We start from the raw sequence: 15,486 nt of genomic DNA on the forward strand, positions 1-15,486 counted from the left end.
TGTAGCGGCGGTGTCGATCAGCTTGCGACCAAGTATGTCGGCAGACCTAGGGTCAGGACTCGTTGACCATAGCGAACAGCGATGGCCGACGCACCAGGAAGCGAAGCGCCACTTGGCGTGCGGTCGTGCCGTGGCTGGCCGCGATCTCCTCCAGCACGCGCCCGCCAGGGGTGCGCGGGCCGGGGAAGTCGCCCTGGCCGAACGGGCTGTCGGCGCCCGGCCGCGCGAACTTCCCATGATTTAGGCCCAGGACGCCTTCCGTGGAGCTCGAGGCGCTACCATCGGAACAAGGAGAGAAAAGATGCACAAGGCACTGTTCGTAGGCATTGAAGCCGGGCCGACCCACCAGGAAGATGCCGCTGAATTCCTCCGGGGTGCGCTGGAGCCGGTCGAGCATGAGCAGGACACGCGGCACTGGTACGCGCTGCGCTTTGGCCCCGCCGACTTCGCCATCTTCGATACCTTCCCCGGCAATGCCGGCCGGCTGAAGCATCTGTTCGGCACGGTCGGCCGGGCGCTGGTCGTGAAGACCTTCACCATCCTCAACGGATTGCCGGAGATCGAGCCGGCCGACATCCTCGCCCTCAAGGTGCCGGCGGCGGACGCCCTGCCGCGCTTGGCCCTGCATGTTCCGCTTGAAGCACGGGACGGTGCGGAGGAAGAGGTTGCCCGCTTCCTCCAAGGAGCCCGATCGGCCGTGGAGCGGGAGCCTGGCACCCTGTCGTGGTACGCTCTGCGTCTCGGAAAGACTCGGTTCGCCATCCTCGATACCTTCGCCGACGAGGCAGGGCGCGAGACGCATCTGTCGGGCGAAATCGGCACGGCGCTATCCGGAAGCGCTGCTTCGCTGTTCGCCGAGCCTCCCCAGATCCACCGCGCACAAATCTTGGCGTTCAAGATTGCATCCGCTGGTGATGAGGAGAGGACGAGCAGGAACACGTCGGTCGCGCGGCCCCTTGAGAGAGGGACAGTCTGATGGACACGAAGCAGAAGGTGCTCGTTGGAGCGGCCGTCGCCAGCACCGCGGCAGCCGGGGCCGCGTTCGCGTTCAAGTCCGCGGGCACGGATTCGAAGCTCACCAAGGTCGCGTGTCCGCCGTCAGCACCAATGGCACAGATTTGAGGTTGTGATTTAAGGAGGATCTGGGCTTCGTCGTAGTGACGAAGGAACGAAGATGAAGCCCAGATCCTCCAATGTAAAATCGCCCGCCAAGGCCTCAGCAGAGCGGGTAGTGAACCGTGGATTTGAGGGATGCACAGCTCCCTGGGGTCGATTGTCGTTAGCGGCAAACCATTGAACATCGGGTATGGTCAGTTCCGTCCGCTCACGGACGTGCTGATCGGAAAAGCGCTCTCTACCGCCACAAGCGGTGTAGAGGGCGACTAGGTGCTTGGTCGCAAGATCCTTCTCCAAGCTGCGGGCACCCGCAATTTGGGCGAAGCTCGATCGCCCCAATAGGGAGCCGTAGCGCTCAGGGCTGACGCGCTTCAGAAGCCAACAACACGGCGTGCGTCATGCACTATAGTCAGCCGGCGGGCGTGGTGCGTCGCACCCCGTGCTCGACGGAGACGACAGCGCTTCGCAACGCCTACGGAGTGCGGTGATATGAGGGTCGCGGTGTGGTCGGTAGCGGGATTGCTGCTAGTGTCCTGCTCGCCGAACGCACCGCAACCCGAGGTCCCGGCCGGCTGGAAGTCGGTCGGGATCCCTTCGTGCTGCACGGTCGCCATTCCATCAGATGCGACTCTGAAGGCGGGAAAGGACCCGGTAGACGATCCGGTGTTCCTGCTGCGCGGGCCGGGCTACGAAGGCATGTTCACAGTGACAGGCCGAGGATCGGCGCTGCCGATCGCGAGCTCCGGGACCAACTACAAAGCGGATCAGCTCACGCTCGACGGCCGCCCCGCAGGCGTAGCTTCCTACCGTGTCGCCGACCCGAACTATCCCGAGCGCCGCAGCCTTCTGTGGACGTTTGCTGGGCGGAACGACGGATCGGGGAAGAACCTGGTGCTTGATCTTTCCTGCAAGGAAACGGGTTGTGCCGTATTCCTGCCTATGATCGGCTCCCTCGACGCAAAACCATGAATACTCGCTGCCTTATGGGTCAATGCCGACCGGGAAGCCGATCCGGCTTGTCGGCCGGCTGGAGCGTTCGTTATGGGGCGACGACGACTTTGGCCGGTTCCAGCTAGACGACGCCGCGGTCATCGCAGTCGACGGGCCACGTTGAGGCGGGCCCGGCTGGGCCGAAGGTCGAGCCCACGGGTTGGGTAGGCGGGATAACGACGCAGCCGCTACGATCGGGGCGGTTCCTTTATACCGGCTGGGGCATGAAGAGAATCCTATCCCGACCATTGATCCCAAACGGGACGATCGCGGCCAGCGCAGTTCGACGGGTTCGGTCATAAACGTATATCTGTGCCCATTCTATGCGCCGTCCTCTGTTCGCGAAAACCTTCCTTTCTGACGACCTTGCCGGCGGGCCATGACCGCAACGCATTTCTGCGGCCTGCTGCTTGTCAAAACTGTTCTGAAAACCTTCTTCGCAAAAGCGGCTGCCGGCGACGGGTTTGGAGAACCCATTGGCAGGAAGCGTGAGCACGACGCCCCGTTTGCAAGCAGCGCCGGATGATGGCGAGCACATTGGCAGATAATTCGAGCAGGATGCCACCTGCCAGTGGCAGAGAGCGTGAGCAGAAAAACCGGCTGTTTGCGAGCAGACGCCGCTACGATTGCAAGCGCCTACATCTACCGGCCAGAAGCCCACCGTATCCTGATCCTGCGCTTTCTTGGCCCCGGTCAAGATCATGATCGCGCGCTCCAATTGGTGTGAGCGATCGCTTGCTAGGGATTGATCGGAGCGAAGGCGGGCCAGTCACGACTTTTGAGGCCGGGCTGTGACAGGAAGCTCGGGCCGTCCAGCAACAGCGTCATGCGCGTGTAGCCGATCCTGAGGGATTCGAGCGGCACCGCTCGCAATGTCTCTTCAAGACCGGCATATCGCTCGTCCGAGATCACCACATAGTTTATCCTGCCGGTCGAACATTCGATAAGGGCCTCGACAACCCGGCCCAGATTCATCCCGCTCTTGTCATCAACCGCCATGCCGATCAGGCCGGTCGCGGTGAACAGGTTCGGCGTATCGGATCTTTGGCTGGCTGTTTCGGCCGATCGGCCGCCATCCTCATATTTGGTCTGCTGCCCCAACCATCGCCAGATACCAACTAGGTTCGTCAGCATCAGGAATCCATTGGTGGCAACCAAGGCTGTCTGTCCTGTGGCGTAGCCCAATGTGGTCCAGCAAACCGAGCTGATGCTGAACACCACGAAGCCCCAGCCCGTCACGCGCGCGCCCAGGTTGGAAGCCGTCATCATCGCCGCGATCATCGTCGCGATCGTGGCGATCCAACCGACGAGACTTATCATTGTCCCACCCCTCGCTGCGGCCCGCGTGCGGGCGGCGCAACCGGCAACGCCTTCACGCCGGCTGCGCCGACGCTTCCGTTGTCGGGAGCGAAACAGCCGCCTCGCTCGTCAACAGCCGGAAGGTGAAGCTCTCTTGCAGGTACAGCTCGACCGCCTCGGCGGTGTGGCTGAGATAGCCGATCGACAAATCCTGTCCGAGATCGAGTTCGAAATCGCCGCCCCGCGTTGTCAGGACGACGCCGCCCATGATGCCCGGCGCCCAGATGATATCGCCGTCCACCAGACGATTGATGTGCTGGAGCACCGGATAGCCCTCCTCGCTGCCGCCGCTGATCGCGGTGAACGGATCATCGCCCAGCACCAGTCGATAAGGCCCCTCGACCCCGGCAAGGCGCAACCGATCGACGGCTTGGGCGACGATGGCGGGATATCCGGCGACGGCCGTGGGCAGCGGCACCGGCTCGTTGCTCGCGCCGGGACGGATGCCGCCGATATCGGCAGCGGCATAGCCATCAAAGATCGCGCGATTTTCGGCAAAGGCGATCGTGCGGGCGGCTTCCTTGAGCGGTTGCCAGTCCGAATCCTCGGAGCCGCGCTCCACATCGTCGATCGCCGCGCGGGTCAGCGTGAAGGGCACGCGCAGTTCGACCACGGCGTTGACCGCACGCCGCACGGCTTGGACGCCATCGCTGGGCGCATCGATCGGCTTGGTGTGGCCCGTTCCCACGGCCGCGAGCGTGGCCCCCTTCGGTTCCGGCACGTCCACGACGCGGCGCGCGGCCAGATAGCGCTTGAGAGTTCGGGTCGCTTCTTGGTCGATTTGCGCCCAAGCGGCGTCGGAGATGGGGGCGAGTTCGCGATGGAGGTTATTCATGTCCTGCCTCATCTTTGAGTGATCCAATGCGCAGCGATCCATCCGATGCTGACGAGGGCTCCGGTGCCGGCGCCGTGGATGCGGGCGCCTCGGCTACCGCCTCATCGCCATCGGCCGTGGCTGGCTCCGGCGTTACCTCGTCCAGAAAATCAGCCGACGGCACGAAATAAAGCGAGCCGGTCACGGCCCGGCTAACATCGAGCAAGCGATCGTAATTGCCGGGTGGCAAACCGATGAACATATTGTCGAGCATCCGCTCGATGCGGGTCGGCGAGCGGGCGTAACCGATGAAATAGGTGCCGAACTCGCCCTTACCAACATCGCCGAACGGCATGTTATCGCGCAGGATCTGGAGTTGCTCGCCGTCCTCCTCGATGTTGGTGAGCACGTTATGCGCGAAGCTCGGCTTGGCCGCCTCGTCCAGCTCGATGTCCGACAGCTTCTCGCGCCCTACGATCTTCTCCTGCTGCTCCACGGGAATCGCGTTCCACTTGTCGAGGTCGTGGAGGTATTTCTGGACGATCACATAGCTGCCGCCAGCGAAGACCGGATCGTCCGCCGCCCCGATCACCGTGGCATCTCTGGCTCCCTGCTCGACGGGGTTTTCCGTCCCGTCGACAAATCCCAGCAGGTCGCGATCGTCGAAGTAGCGGAAGCCATGCACCTCGTCCGTCACCGAGGCGAAGCCGGCGAGACGCTTCACGATCTGCGCCGCCATCTCGAAACACAAATCCTGACGCGCGGCGCGAATGTGAAACAGCAGGTCGCCGGGCGTCGAAGGCGCATGATGGACGCCGCGGATTTCCCGGAACGGATGCAGTTCCTTCGGCCGCGGCGCTCCGAATAGCCGGTCCCAAGCATCGGAGCCGATCCCCATGATGCAGGAAAGTCCGCCGTCTGCCGCCCGGAAGCCCACGCCACGAACCAGCGACGACAGGATGGCGCAAAGACCCCGCACCCCCGCTTCCGGCTTCTCCCCGGCGCCCATCGAGACGACCAGAAAGATCGCAGCGCGGGTAAGCCGGGCATCGACGGCCTGGGAACGAGCGGTAACATCTTGAGAGACGGTAGAAGGCACGTTCAACTCCCTGAATGGTCGGGCAGGACCATCGCTATCACATCCCAGCAAGACATGGCCGGTGCTCGATCATCGGGATCGCCACACCCCAATCGACAAGACTCACCATAGTCCCACTCCCCCCTGTCGCCGGCGTCCAAGCGGCTAAAGCGCCGCCTTTAGATAAGGCGCGGTCAGGCTGCCTTGCGCTTCGGCAACATCGTGAGGGACGCCGCTCGCGATGATCCGGCCACCATCTTCGCCAGCGCCAGGCCCCAGATCGATCACCCAATCCACCTGTGAAATAGCTCGCATGTCATGCTCGACGACGACGACCGTATTGCCGACATCGACAAGGCCCTGCAGGTGCCGCATCAGCCGATCAGCGTCGGAAGGGTGAAGCCCCGAAGTCGGCTCGTCGAGGATGTAGATGGTGTTGCCACGCTGGGCGCGTTGCAGCTCGGTCGCGAGCTTGATGCGCTGGGCCTCGCCGCCCGACAGTTCCGTCGCCGGCTGTCCAAGCCTCAGATAGCCGAGGCCAATCTCCCGCAGCACATCGAGCGAGCGCATGACGGACGGTTCGCTCGCGAAGAAGTCGCACGCCTCGTCCACCGTCAGCTCAAGCACCTGGGCGATGTTGCGGCCGTTCCATTCGACTTCGAGCGTCTGCGGATTGTAGCGGCTGCCATGGCAGGTCGAGCAGGGCGCATAGACGCTGGGCAGGAACAACAGCTCCACCATGACGAAGCCCTCACCCTCGCACACCGGGCAGCGGCCCTGTGCGACGTTGAAGGAGAACCTGCCCGGGCTGTAGTGGCGCCGGCGCGCCAGTGGGGTGTTCGCGAAGATCTTGCGCACATGATCGAACAGGCCGCTGTAGGTGGAGAGGTTCGAGCGTGGAGTGCGGCCGATCGGCTTCTGATCGACCCGCACCAGCCTGCGCACATGCTCCATGCCCGCAACGATGCGGCCTTCGGTCTCTTCCCGCGCAACATCGAGCAGCGGATCGGTATCCTCCTCCTCGGCAGCCGGCGTGCCGCCGAGTTGTTCCGTCACAAGCTCCGGAAGTGCCTGGCTGACAAGACTGGACTTGCCCGATCCTGAAACCCCGGTGACGGCGGTGAAGCAGCCAATCGGTAGCGCGACGTCGAGCCCGTGAAGATTGTTGCGGGTCACACCTTCAAGACGGAGCCATGCTTTTGCTTCGCGCGGGGTCCGGTCATGGGCGTCAGGTTCTGCGAACAGATAGCGACGGGTGATCGACGCCTCGACGCCGGCAAGCCCTGCGATCGGGCCGCTGTAGAGCACTTCGCCGCCCTTTTCGCCGGCACCTGGCCCCACATCGACCAGCCATTCGGCATGGCGGATCACGTCAAGATCATGCTCGACAACGAACAGCGAGTTGCCCGCCGCCTTCAGCCGCTCAAGGATGGTCAGCAACGCTTCGCCGTCTGCCGGGTGCAGCCCCGCCGATGGCTCGTCCAGCACATAGACCACGCCGAAAAGCTGTGACGACAATTGAGTGGCAAGGCGCAGGCGTTGCAGCTCGCCGGAGGAAAGCGTCGGCGTGCTGCGGTCGAGCGAGATGTAGCCAAGGCCAAGGTCGATCAGCGGGCCTAGCCGTTCGAGCAGCTCGGATGCGAGACGCTGCGCGGCGACCCGCTTCTCATCGGAAAGATTGGGCGTGCGGCGCACGTCAGGCGCTGCCTTGTGTGCCGAGCCTCCCGCCGCGACCCTACGTTCAACCGCCGCATCGCGGGCCGCCTTGCCGAGAACATGGCCCTTCAGGGTCGTCGAGGCGCTACCATACTCGCCATGGGCGACGGGCGTGAGCAAGTCCCGGAGCTTCAGCACCGTCAGGTCGCCAAACTCGGCGATGTCCAGGCCGGCAAACTTCACCGACAGGGCCTCGCGCTTCAGGCGCTTGCCGTCGCAGGTCGGGCAATCGCGGCCGATGATATATTGCGAGACACGCTTCTTCATCAGCGCGCTTTTGGTGTTGGCGAAGGTCTCCAGCACGTAGCGACGGGCGCCGGTGAAGGTGCCCTGATAGCTCGGCTCCATACGACGCTTGAGGGCAACGCGCGTCTGTTCGGGCGTCAGACCCGCATAGACCGGCACCGTCGGCGTCTCGTCGGTGAAGAGTATCCAGTCACGATCCTTCTTCGGAAGATCGCGCCATGGCGTGTCGACATCATAGCCGAGCGACACAAGGATATCGCGCAGGTTCTGGCCGTGCCACGCCGGCGGCCATGCCGCGATCGCCCGATCGCGAATGGTGAGACTGTCGTCGGGCACCATCGTCTCTTCGGTCGCGTCATAGACGCGCCCGATGCCGTGGCAGGTCGGGCAGGCCCCGGCCACGGTGTTGGGGGAGAAGTCCTCCGCATAGAGCATCGGCTGATTGCGCGGATATTCTCCGACGCGCGAATAGAGCATCCGCACCAGGCTGGAGAGCGTCGTCACGCTGCCAACCGAAGACCGCGCATTGGCCGAGCCGCGCTGCTGCTGCAACGCGACCGCGGGCGGCAACCCGTCGATGGCGTCAACCTCCGGCACGCCGGCCTGATCGATCAGGCGGCGGGCGTAGGGCGCGACCGATTCCAGATAGCGGCGCTGTGCCTCGGCATAGAGGGTGCCGAAGGCGAGGCTCGACTTGCCCGATCCCGATATGCCGGTGAACACCACGAAGGCATCGCGCGGAACGTCCACATCAACATTCTTGAGGTTGTTCTGCCGCGCGCCGCGCACTTGTACGAAGCCGGATCGCGGCGCGCGTTCCTTGCCGGGGGTGGTTTGAGGCTCCTGATCCTTGCTCATTCGGTCACTTTCACCCGGCGCGTCACAGATAAATGAACTGACGGTAGAGGCCGTCCAGCTCGCCCCGGATCGTCTCGGCCCGATCCTCTTGGCCGTGATCCACCGCCGCGAGCAGCGCCTGTTCCTTCTCCGTGATCCGGTCGCAAAGCTCGTACAGGTTCTCGCAGAAGGCTTCCGAATGGACCGACGGCTCTTGCCCGTAGGGCTGCGCCGACGCCAGGCCGCGAACCGACGAGAGCGGTGTGACGTCGTTCTCCTCGTTGAAGGCGATCTGGCGCTGTCGCCGGCTCTCGGTCTCATCGATCGCGGCCCGCATCGCCGGCGTCACCATATCGGCGTAGAGGACAGCGGTGCCGTTCACATTGCGCGCGACGCGGCCGATCATCTGGATCAGCGCCTGGGCCGAGCGCAGGAAGCCCGCGCGGTCTGCATCGAAGATCGCAATCAGCGACGCTTCTGGGATGTCGAGCCCTTCGCGCAGCAAACTGATCCCGATCAGCACGTCGAACTCGCCCACGCGCAGGCCCTCGATGATCGCGACCCTATCCTCGACCTTGATGTCAGAGTGCATGTAACGCGCGCGAATGCCTTCGCTTTCGAGGAAAGCGTGCAGCTCCTCGGTCGCAACCTTGGTCAGCGTCGTAACCAGCACGCGCTCATCGCGCTGCGTGCGCTGCGCGATCTCGCGTAGCAAATCGTCACGCGCGCCTTGGGACGGGCGGACTTCCACCTTCGGATCGAGCAGGCCGGTCGGCCGCACGATCTGTTCAACCACCCTGCCTTGCGAGGCCTTTACCTCATAAGCGCCGGGGGTGGCGGACACGAAGATCGTCTGCGGCTTGACCTGTTCGAACTCGTGGAAGCTCAGGGGGTGGCTGTCCTTCGAAGACGGCAGGCGGAAGCCATAATCGATCAGCGTATCCTTGCGGGCCTGGTCGCCCCGGAACATCGCCGAGATCTGTGGGATCATCACATGCGATTCGTCGACGAACAGCAGCCCGTCCTTGGGCAGATAGTCGAGCAGGGTTATGGGCGGGAGCGCAGGGTCACGACCGCTCAGATAGCAGGCGTAATTTTCCATGCCCGAGCAATATCCGACCTCGCGCAACATCTCGGCATCGTTGGTGATGCGATCATAGAGGCGCGCCGCTTCCGTCAGGCGGTTTTCGCTGGTCAGCCGTTCGACCTGCGTTTCCAACTCTTCGAGGATCGCCGTGGCGGCCTTGCGGGCCTGATCTGCGGTCGCCGCCAGAACAGTCTTGGGCGAGACAAGATAGTGATCGGCGCTTTCCATCGGCTTGCCGGTCGCCGCATCGAACCATTGGAGCGACGCGATCACGCCGTTTGCCAAACCGACGCGCAGCGCCTTATATTCCGAATCCGCCGGGTAAATCTCAACAGCGTCGCCATCAGCGCGATAAGTGCCGCGCTTCAGCTTATGCTCGGCCCGATCATATTGCAGGCGCGCCAGGCTGCGGAAAAGCTCTTCCTGTCCCAACCGCGCGCCCTCGGTCAGCGGAACCTGGAGCGCGCGATAATTGTCGGGATCGCCCATGCCGTAGATCGACGATACCGAGGCGACGACGATCGTATCGCGGCGCTCGATCAGCGATTTTGTCGTCGACAGGCGCAACCGTTCCAGATGCTCGTTGATCGAGGAATCCTTCGGAATGAACTCATCGCGGCCCGGCAGATACACTTCCGGTTGGAAATAGTCGTAATAGGAGACGAAATACTCCACGGCGTTTTCAGGGAAAAATCGCCGCATCTCGTCATAGAGCTGCGATGTCAGCGTCTTGTTGGGGGCAAGGATCAAGGTGGGGCGCTTCAGACGATGGATGATGTTCGCCATCGTGAAGGTCTTGCCCGAGCCCGTGATGCCCTTGAGGGTCTGGTGATGTGCCCCCTCTTCGACGCCGGCGATCAGGCGCGCGATCGCTTCGGGCTGATCGCCTGCCGGCGTGTATTGCGAGTGCAGTATGAAAACATCGGTCGACACTGGAAATCCTCCTGCCGGTTTCGCCCCCGGCGCGCGCTAGACGCACGGAGGCGATAAAGGGATCATATCTGCTTTTTTGCGGGCGGCGGTCCATGGTCGCTGTGCGCGTTCCTGATCTGTCGAACGGTCCACCAGACACCAAGGACGGCAAGGGGAACCAGAGCGGCGATCACCAGCTCGGGCGCCACCATGTCGTGAATCCCCGGTATGCCCTTGATGAGATAGGAGAGCAGGCCGATCACATAATAGGAGATCGCCGCGACAGACAGGCCTTCCACGGTCTGTTGAAGCTGCAATTGCAGCTTCGCCCGATTGTCCATCGAGGCCAGCAGATCGCTGTTCTGGCGTTCGAGTTGCACATCGATCCACGACCGCAGCAGCGTGGTCGCGCGCGCCAGCTTGTCGGAGAGATTGGCTTGCCGTTCCTCGATCACGCGACAGGTCCGCATGGCGGGCGCGATCCTGCGATGGAGGAAGTTGCGCCAGCGATAGCAGCCCGGGACGAAGGTTTCGCCGAGCGCTGCAAGCCGCTCCTCGACGATTTCATAATAGGCACGGCTCGCACCGAAGCGGTAGAGGCTGGACGCCGTGTCCGCCTCCAGCTCGGCCGAAAGGTCGGTCAGCCGGGAAAGTAGCCCCTCGCTGTCGCGGCGTGCAGATTTGCGCATCTCGTTGGTGATGGCGGCAAGGCGCTTCTCTATGCTGCGCAGATGCGGCCCCAGCGATTGGGTCAGTGGGATGCCGAGCAGGGCCAGCGTCCGATAGGTCTCGATTTCGAGGAGCCGCTGTGCCAGCGCGCCAAGCCGGATCGGCGTCAAACCGCGATCGAGGATGAGGATGCGGGTTAGCCCATCGGCGTCCTGACGGAAATCGGTGACGATATCGGCCATGCCATCCTCGACGAGCGAATGACACCGGCTGATCGGGTCGAAGCGATCGATATAGGTCGCGGTCTCTTCGGTCCACGTAACAACGTCCAGGCGGACGCCGCAAATGACCGGCCCGGGCGGCGTAAAGCCGTGCTTGAACGGATCTTCACCCGCCAGCTCCCCGGTGCCCGGATCGAGGGGCGCACTCCACAAGTAGGTCGAGAACTCGGTGTGCTTCTCACAGTGCAATTTACCCTGATCCCAGGTCAGGCCATGAAGAGGTGTGTCCTGATCCGGCAGCGGGGCGCCCATCCGGCTCGATATTTCCGCGAGGGTCGCCTTGTCCTTCGTCAGATTGCCCTCGTTCATGAAGGCGAGCTGCACCAGGGCACGCGGCGCATCTATCAGCAAATAAGGGCGCGCATGAACCTCGTCGATGGCAACCCGCCTATTCTCATAGGTGGGCATTCCATAGACAGTTGAACCGCTGTTCTCGGCGCTGCCCTCTTCACTCAATCGCCTTCCCTCCCCTTGTCATGGTCCTGCCCGGCATCGTGCTGAGCGAGATCGCTGTAAGTAATCAGACGCGAGCCACGATATCCTATGCCGTGGGTCCACATCCAGCTTAGTGCAACACTCATCCGATTTTGCGTCCCGATCAGGAAGTAGATGTGGATCAGTTTCCACATCCACCACGCCAGAACACCGCGCAATTTGAACCCGCCCATATCGACGACCGCAAGGCTGCGGCCGATCGTCGCCAGATTGCCTTGATGCCGGTAACGGAACGGTTCCGAAGCATTCTGCCCCTTAAAGCGCTGGCGGATCAGCCGGGCCACATATTGTCCGGCCTGCTTTGCAGCCGGCGCGAGACCGGGCACCGGCTTGCCGTCATACCCGTTCGAGGCTGCGGTATCGCCGATCACGAAAATGTCGGGGTGTCCTGGCACTGTCAGGTCCGGCCCGACGACCACGCGGCCCGCGCGATCGGCTTCAGCGTTCAGCCAGCGCGCGGCGGGCGAGGCCTGAACGCCTGCTGCCCACAAAATCGTTTCAGCGGGAATAGGCACACCGTCGACCACGACCCCATGCTCGGAACATTCCGTGACCGGCTTGCCGAGCTTGATTTCGACACCGAGCTTTTCAAGCGCCTGAGCGGTATAGGCCGACAGATCTTCCGGGAAGACCTGCAGGAGCCGCTGCCCGGCTTCGACCAGCACCACCCGCGTCGCGCGCGGATCGATCGACCGGAAATCGCGCACCAGTGTCAGACGGGCAAGCTCCGCGATCGTGCCGGCCAGTTCGACGCCGGTAGGCCCGCCGCCGATGATAACGAAGGTCTGCAAGGCCGCACGGCGCGCGGGATCGCTCTCGCGCTCGGCTTCTTCGAACGCGACGAGAAGGCGCCGGCGAATGGTGGTCGCATCTTCGAGCGATTTGAGGCCCGGAGCATAAGGCTCCCATTGGTCATGCCCGAAATAGGAATGCCGCGCGCCCGTCGCGATGACGAGTGTGTCATAGCCAAGCGTCGAGCCGTCTTCGAGAACGACGCGCCGGTTGCCCGTGTCCACGCCTTCGACCTCACCGAGCAGAGTCCGAACGTCCTTGCGCTTGGCGAAGAGCGAGCGGATCGGCCAGGCGATCTCCGATGGCGACAGCGACGCGCCCGCGACCTGATAGAGCAGCGGCTGAAAAAGATGGTGGTTGCGGCGATCGACAAGGGTGATGTCAACGCCGCTCCCCGCGAGCCGCTGGACGGTTTCGAGGCCGCCGAAGCCCGCGCCCACGACCACCACGCGATGGCGACCGGAGGCGGGGTCATTGCTGGACGCGATTTCGCGCATGGCCGAGGATGCCGCCGCGCTCATTGGAACAGCGCCTTGGCATGATGGCCGATATGCTCGCCGATGAAGCTAGCGATGAAATAATAGCTGTGATCGTAGCCGGGTCGCAGGTTGAGGATCAGCGGGTGCCCCGCAGCCTCGCAGGCCGCCTTCAGCAGATCCGGGCGCAGCTCGCGATCCAGAAACTCATCATCCATGCCCTGATCGACGAGCAACGGCAGGCGCTCGCTGGCGGACTTGATGAGTTCGATGGTGTCGTAATGCTTCCACCCGGCGCGATCGTCTCCGAGATAGGCCGTCAGAGCGCGCTCGCCCCAAGGCACCTGGCTCGGCGCGACGATCGGCGAAAAGGCCGATACGCTGCGATAGCGCCCCGGATTGCGCAGAGCGGCAACGAGTGCGCCGTGCCCGCCCATCGAATGACCGGCAATCGCCCGGCGATCATCGGCCGGAAATGTGGCTTCGATCAGCGCCGGCAATTCCTCGACGACATAATCGTACATGCGGTAGTGGGCAGCCCAAGGTTCCTCAGTCGCGTTGACGTAGAAGCCGGCGCCCTGTCCCAGATCATAGCTGGGATCGTCGGCCACGCCTTCGCCTCGCGGGCTCGTGTCCGGCGCGACGAGGATGATCCCGTGCTCGGCAGCGAAACGCTGCGCGACAGCCTTCGTAATGAAATTCTGTTCGGTGCAAGTCAGGCCGGACAGCCAATACAGCACCGGCACGCGACCGTCCTTCACCTGGGGAGGCAGATAGACGCCGACCTTCATCGGGCAACCCAGGCTGATCGAGTCATGCTGATAGACGTCCTGCCAACCGCCGAAGCTGGCGTGATGTTCGACACGTTCCATTTTTGTTTCCTTGCTTCGACGGTTGGTGGACGGTGTGGTGATAGGCGCCCTTTTCCTGGCTGTGGTGCGGGGGGAAGCGCCGGCGCCTGTTCCAGCGCCGGCGACAGCCAGTCATAGGGTTGCCGGTATCGCCCTCACCTTCCGGCTTTAGATGAAGGTGTACGAGCAGACCTTGTTGCCCGCCGGATCGCGCAGATAGGCCGCATAGGCACCCGGCAGGTGGCCCCGCGGGCCGGGCTGGCCCTCGTCGGTGCCACCAGCGGCGAGGCCGGCCGCGTGGAAAGCGTCCACTTCGGCGGGCGTCGCGGCGGCGAAGCCGACCGTCACGCCGTTGCTGGAGGGCGCTTCGCCATTGCCGGGACGGGCAATGATGAAAGCAGGCTTTTCGCGGCCGTAGAGCACCCAACCATTGCCGAAGGGGCCGAGGTTCTTGACGCCCAGGGCGCCCAGAGCGGCGTCGTAGAACGCTGCCGACTGCTCGACATCGGCCGCGCCGATGAAGACGTGCGAGAACACGCCGTTGCCGGAGATAACGGGATCAGCCATGATATTCTTCCTTGAGGTTAACTATTGAAATTGAAGGTTAGAGTTGAGGGATCAGTAGTGGATCACGGTGCGGATCGACTTGCCTTCGTGCATCAGATCGAAGGCTTCGTTGATCTCATCGAGACCCATGGTGTGGGTGACGAAGGGCGCCAGATCGATTTCACCCTTCATGGCGTCCTCGACCATGCCGGGAAGCTGGGTCCGTCCCTTGACACCGCCAAAGGCCGACCCCTTCCAGACCCGGCCCGTGACGAGCTGGAACGGACGGGTGGAGATTTCCTGGCCCGCGCCAGCGACGCCGATGACGATCGACTGGCCCCAGCCACGATGCGCGGATTCCAGCGCGGCCCGCATGACATGGACGTTACCGATGCACTCGAACGTGTGGTCGATGCCCCACCCGGTCATCTCGATCAGCACTTGCTGGATCGGCTTGTCATAGTCCTTGGGGTTGATGCAGTCGGTCGCGCCGAACTGACGCGCCAGCTCGAACTTCGTCGGGTTGGTGTCGATCGCGATGATGCGTCCTGCCTTGGCCTGACGCGCGCCCTGGATCGCGGCGAGACCGATGCCGCCCAGACCGAACACGGCAACCGAGTCACCCGGCTGCACCTTGGCGGTGTTGTGGACCGCGCCGATGCCGGTGGTGACGCCGCAGCCCAGAAGGCAGACATGCTCGGGGTTCGCTTCGGGGTTGATCTTGGCGAGCGAGACTTCGGCGACGACGGTGTATTCGCTGAACGTCGAGCAGCCCATATAGTGATAGAGGGGCTGGCCGTTGTAGGAGAAGCGCGTGGTGCCGTCGGGCATCAGGCCCTTGCCCTGCGTTTCGCGAACCGCGACGCACAGGTTGGTCTTGCCGGACAGGCAGAACTCGCACTTGCCGCACTCGGCGGTGTAGAGCGGAATGACGTGATCGCCCGGCTTGACGCTGGTGACGCCCTCGCCGACCTCGACGACGATGCCCGCGCCCTCATGGCCGAGAACGACCGGGAAAATGCCCTCCGGATCGTTGCCGGACAGCGTGAAAGCGTCGGTGTGGCATACCCCGGTATGCGTGACTTTGATGAGCACTTCACCTTTCTGGGGCGGTGCGACATCGATCTCGACGATTTCGAGCGGCTTGCCTGCCTCGAAGGCTACGGCGGCGCGAGATTTCATGTTTGGATCTCCCTCTTTTCTAGAACCGGACCGCCGGTT

At 63.3% G+C, this 15,486-nt stretch carries 13 protein-coding genes; 3 read left to right on the forward strand and 10 right to left on the reverse strand.

The features are described 5' to 3' along the window. Positions 1 to 301: 301 nt before the first annotated feature. The 3 genes from SPHME3_RS0100320 (at position 302) to SPHME3_RS21480 (ending at position 2,085) form a co-directional block, all read left to right on the forward strand. Positions 302 to 976 carry a putative quinol monooxygenase gene (locus tag SPHME3_RS0100320; protein ID WP_010408781.1) on the forward strand — a complete coding sequence of 225 codons (675 nt, stop codon included), beginning with the start codon at positions 302 to 304 and terminating at the stop codon, positions 974 to 976. Then, a complete protein-coding gene (locus SPHME3_RS20920; RefSeq protein WP_018250478.1) occupies positions 976 to 1,122 on the forward strand; it encodes a hypothetical protein in 147 nt (48 codons plus the stop codon). Before SPHME3_RS0100320 ends, SPHME3_RS20920 begins: the two co-directional genes overlap by 1 nt. Positions 1,123 to 1,605: 483 nt before the next feature. Next, positions 1,606 to 2,085, forward strand: coding sequence for a hypothetical protein (locus SPHME3_RS21480; protein WP_231376736.1), 480 nt, complete (start codon positions 1,606 to 1,608; stop codon positions 2,083 to 2,085). A gap of 759 nt (positions 2,086 to 2,844) precedes the next feature. Here SPHME3_RS21480 and SPHME3_RS0100340 read toward each other — a convergent pair. The 10 genes from SPHME3_RS0100340 to SPHME3_RS0100385 form a co-directional block, all read right to left on the reverse strand. Beyond that, positions 2,845 to 3,426 (reverse strand): PRC-barrel domain-containing protein, encoded by a 582-nt coding sequence (locus SPHME3_RS0100340; RefSeq protein ID WP_017980849.1) that lies wholly within the window; start codon positions 3,424 to 3,426, stop codon positions 2,845 to 2,847. Between the two features lie 52 nt (positions 3,427 to 3,478). Continuing rightward, the gene (locus SPHME3_RS0100345; RefSeq protein ID WP_017980848.1) at positions 3,479 to 4,300 is read right to left on the reverse strand and encodes a family 1 encapsulin nanocompartment shell protein; all 822 of its coding nucleotides are present in this window, start codon (positions 4,298 to 4,300) and stop codon (positions 3,479 to 3,481) included. Continuing rightward, complete coding sequence (locus SPHME3_RS0100350; protein WP_026151879.1) at positions 4,293 to 5,378, reverse strand: Dyp-type peroxidase; 1,086 nt, start codon at positions 5,376 to 5,378, stop codon at positions 4,293 to 4,295. Before SPHME3_RS0100350 ends, SPHME3_RS0100345 begins: the two co-directional genes overlap by 8 nt. 144 nt (positions 5,379 to 5,522) lie before the next feature. After that, positions 5,523 to 7,916 (reverse strand): excinuclease ABC subunit UvrA, encoded by a 2,394-nt coding sequence (locus tag SPHME3_RS21485; RefSeq protein WP_269146960.1) that lies wholly within the window; start codon positions 7,914 to 7,916, stop codon positions 5,523 to 5,525. Positions 7,917 to 8,199: 283 nt separating this feature from the next. Then, entirely contained in the window at positions 8,200 to 10,176 is a 1,977-nt protein-coding gene (uvrB, locus tag SPHME3_RS0100360) for an excinuclease ABC subunit UvrB (RefSeq protein ID WP_017980845.1), read from the reverse strand. A gap of 62 nt (positions 10,177 to 10,238) precedes the next feature. Next, positions 10,239 to 11,561, reverse strand: a complete 1,323-nt coding sequence (locus SPHME3_RS0100365; protein ID WP_021233328.1) for a DUF3422 family protein — start codon at positions 11,559 to 11,561, stop codon at positions 10,239 to 10,241. Next, the gene (locus SPHME3_RS0100370; protein ID WP_017980843.1) at positions 11,558 to 12,913 is read right to left on the reverse strand and encodes an NAD(P)/FAD-dependent oxidoreductase; all 1,356 of its coding nucleotides are present in this window, start codon (positions 12,911 to 12,913) and stop codon (positions 11,558 to 11,560) included. The genes SPHME3_RS0100365 and SPHME3_RS0100370 overlap by 4 nt, the downstream gene beginning before the upstream one ends. Beyond that, on the reverse strand, positions 12,910 to 13,740 hold the full coding sequence (fghA, locus tag SPHME3_RS0100375) for an S-formylglutathione hydrolase (protein ID WP_017980842.1): 831 nt from the start codon (positions 13,738 to 13,740) through the stop codon (positions 12,910 to 12,912). The genes SPHME3_RS0100370 and fghA overlap by 4 nt, the downstream gene beginning before the upstream one ends. Positions 13,741 to 13,887: 147 nt before the next feature. Further along, entirely contained in the window at positions 13,888 to 14,286 is a 399-nt protein-coding gene (locus tag SPHME3_RS0100380) for a VOC family protein (RefSeq protein ID WP_017980841.1), read from the reverse strand. Positions 14,287 to 14,337: 51 nt separating this feature from the next. After that, positions 14,338 to 15,447 carry an S-(hydroxymethyl)glutathione dehydrogenase/class III alcohol dehydrogenase gene (locus SPHME3_RS0100385; protein WP_017980840.1) on the reverse strand — a complete coding sequence of 370 codons (1,110 nt, stop codon included), beginning with the start codon at positions 15,445 to 15,447 and terminating at the stop codon, positions 14,338 to 14,340. Positions 15,448 to 15,486 lie beyond the last annotated feature (39 nt).

Source organism: Sphingomonas melonis DAPP-PG 224 (assembly GCF_000379045.1).
Classification (GTDB): domain Bacteria; phylum Pseudomonadota; class Alphaproteobacteria; order Sphingomonadales; family Sphingomonadaceae; genus Sphingomonas; species Sphingomonas aquatilis.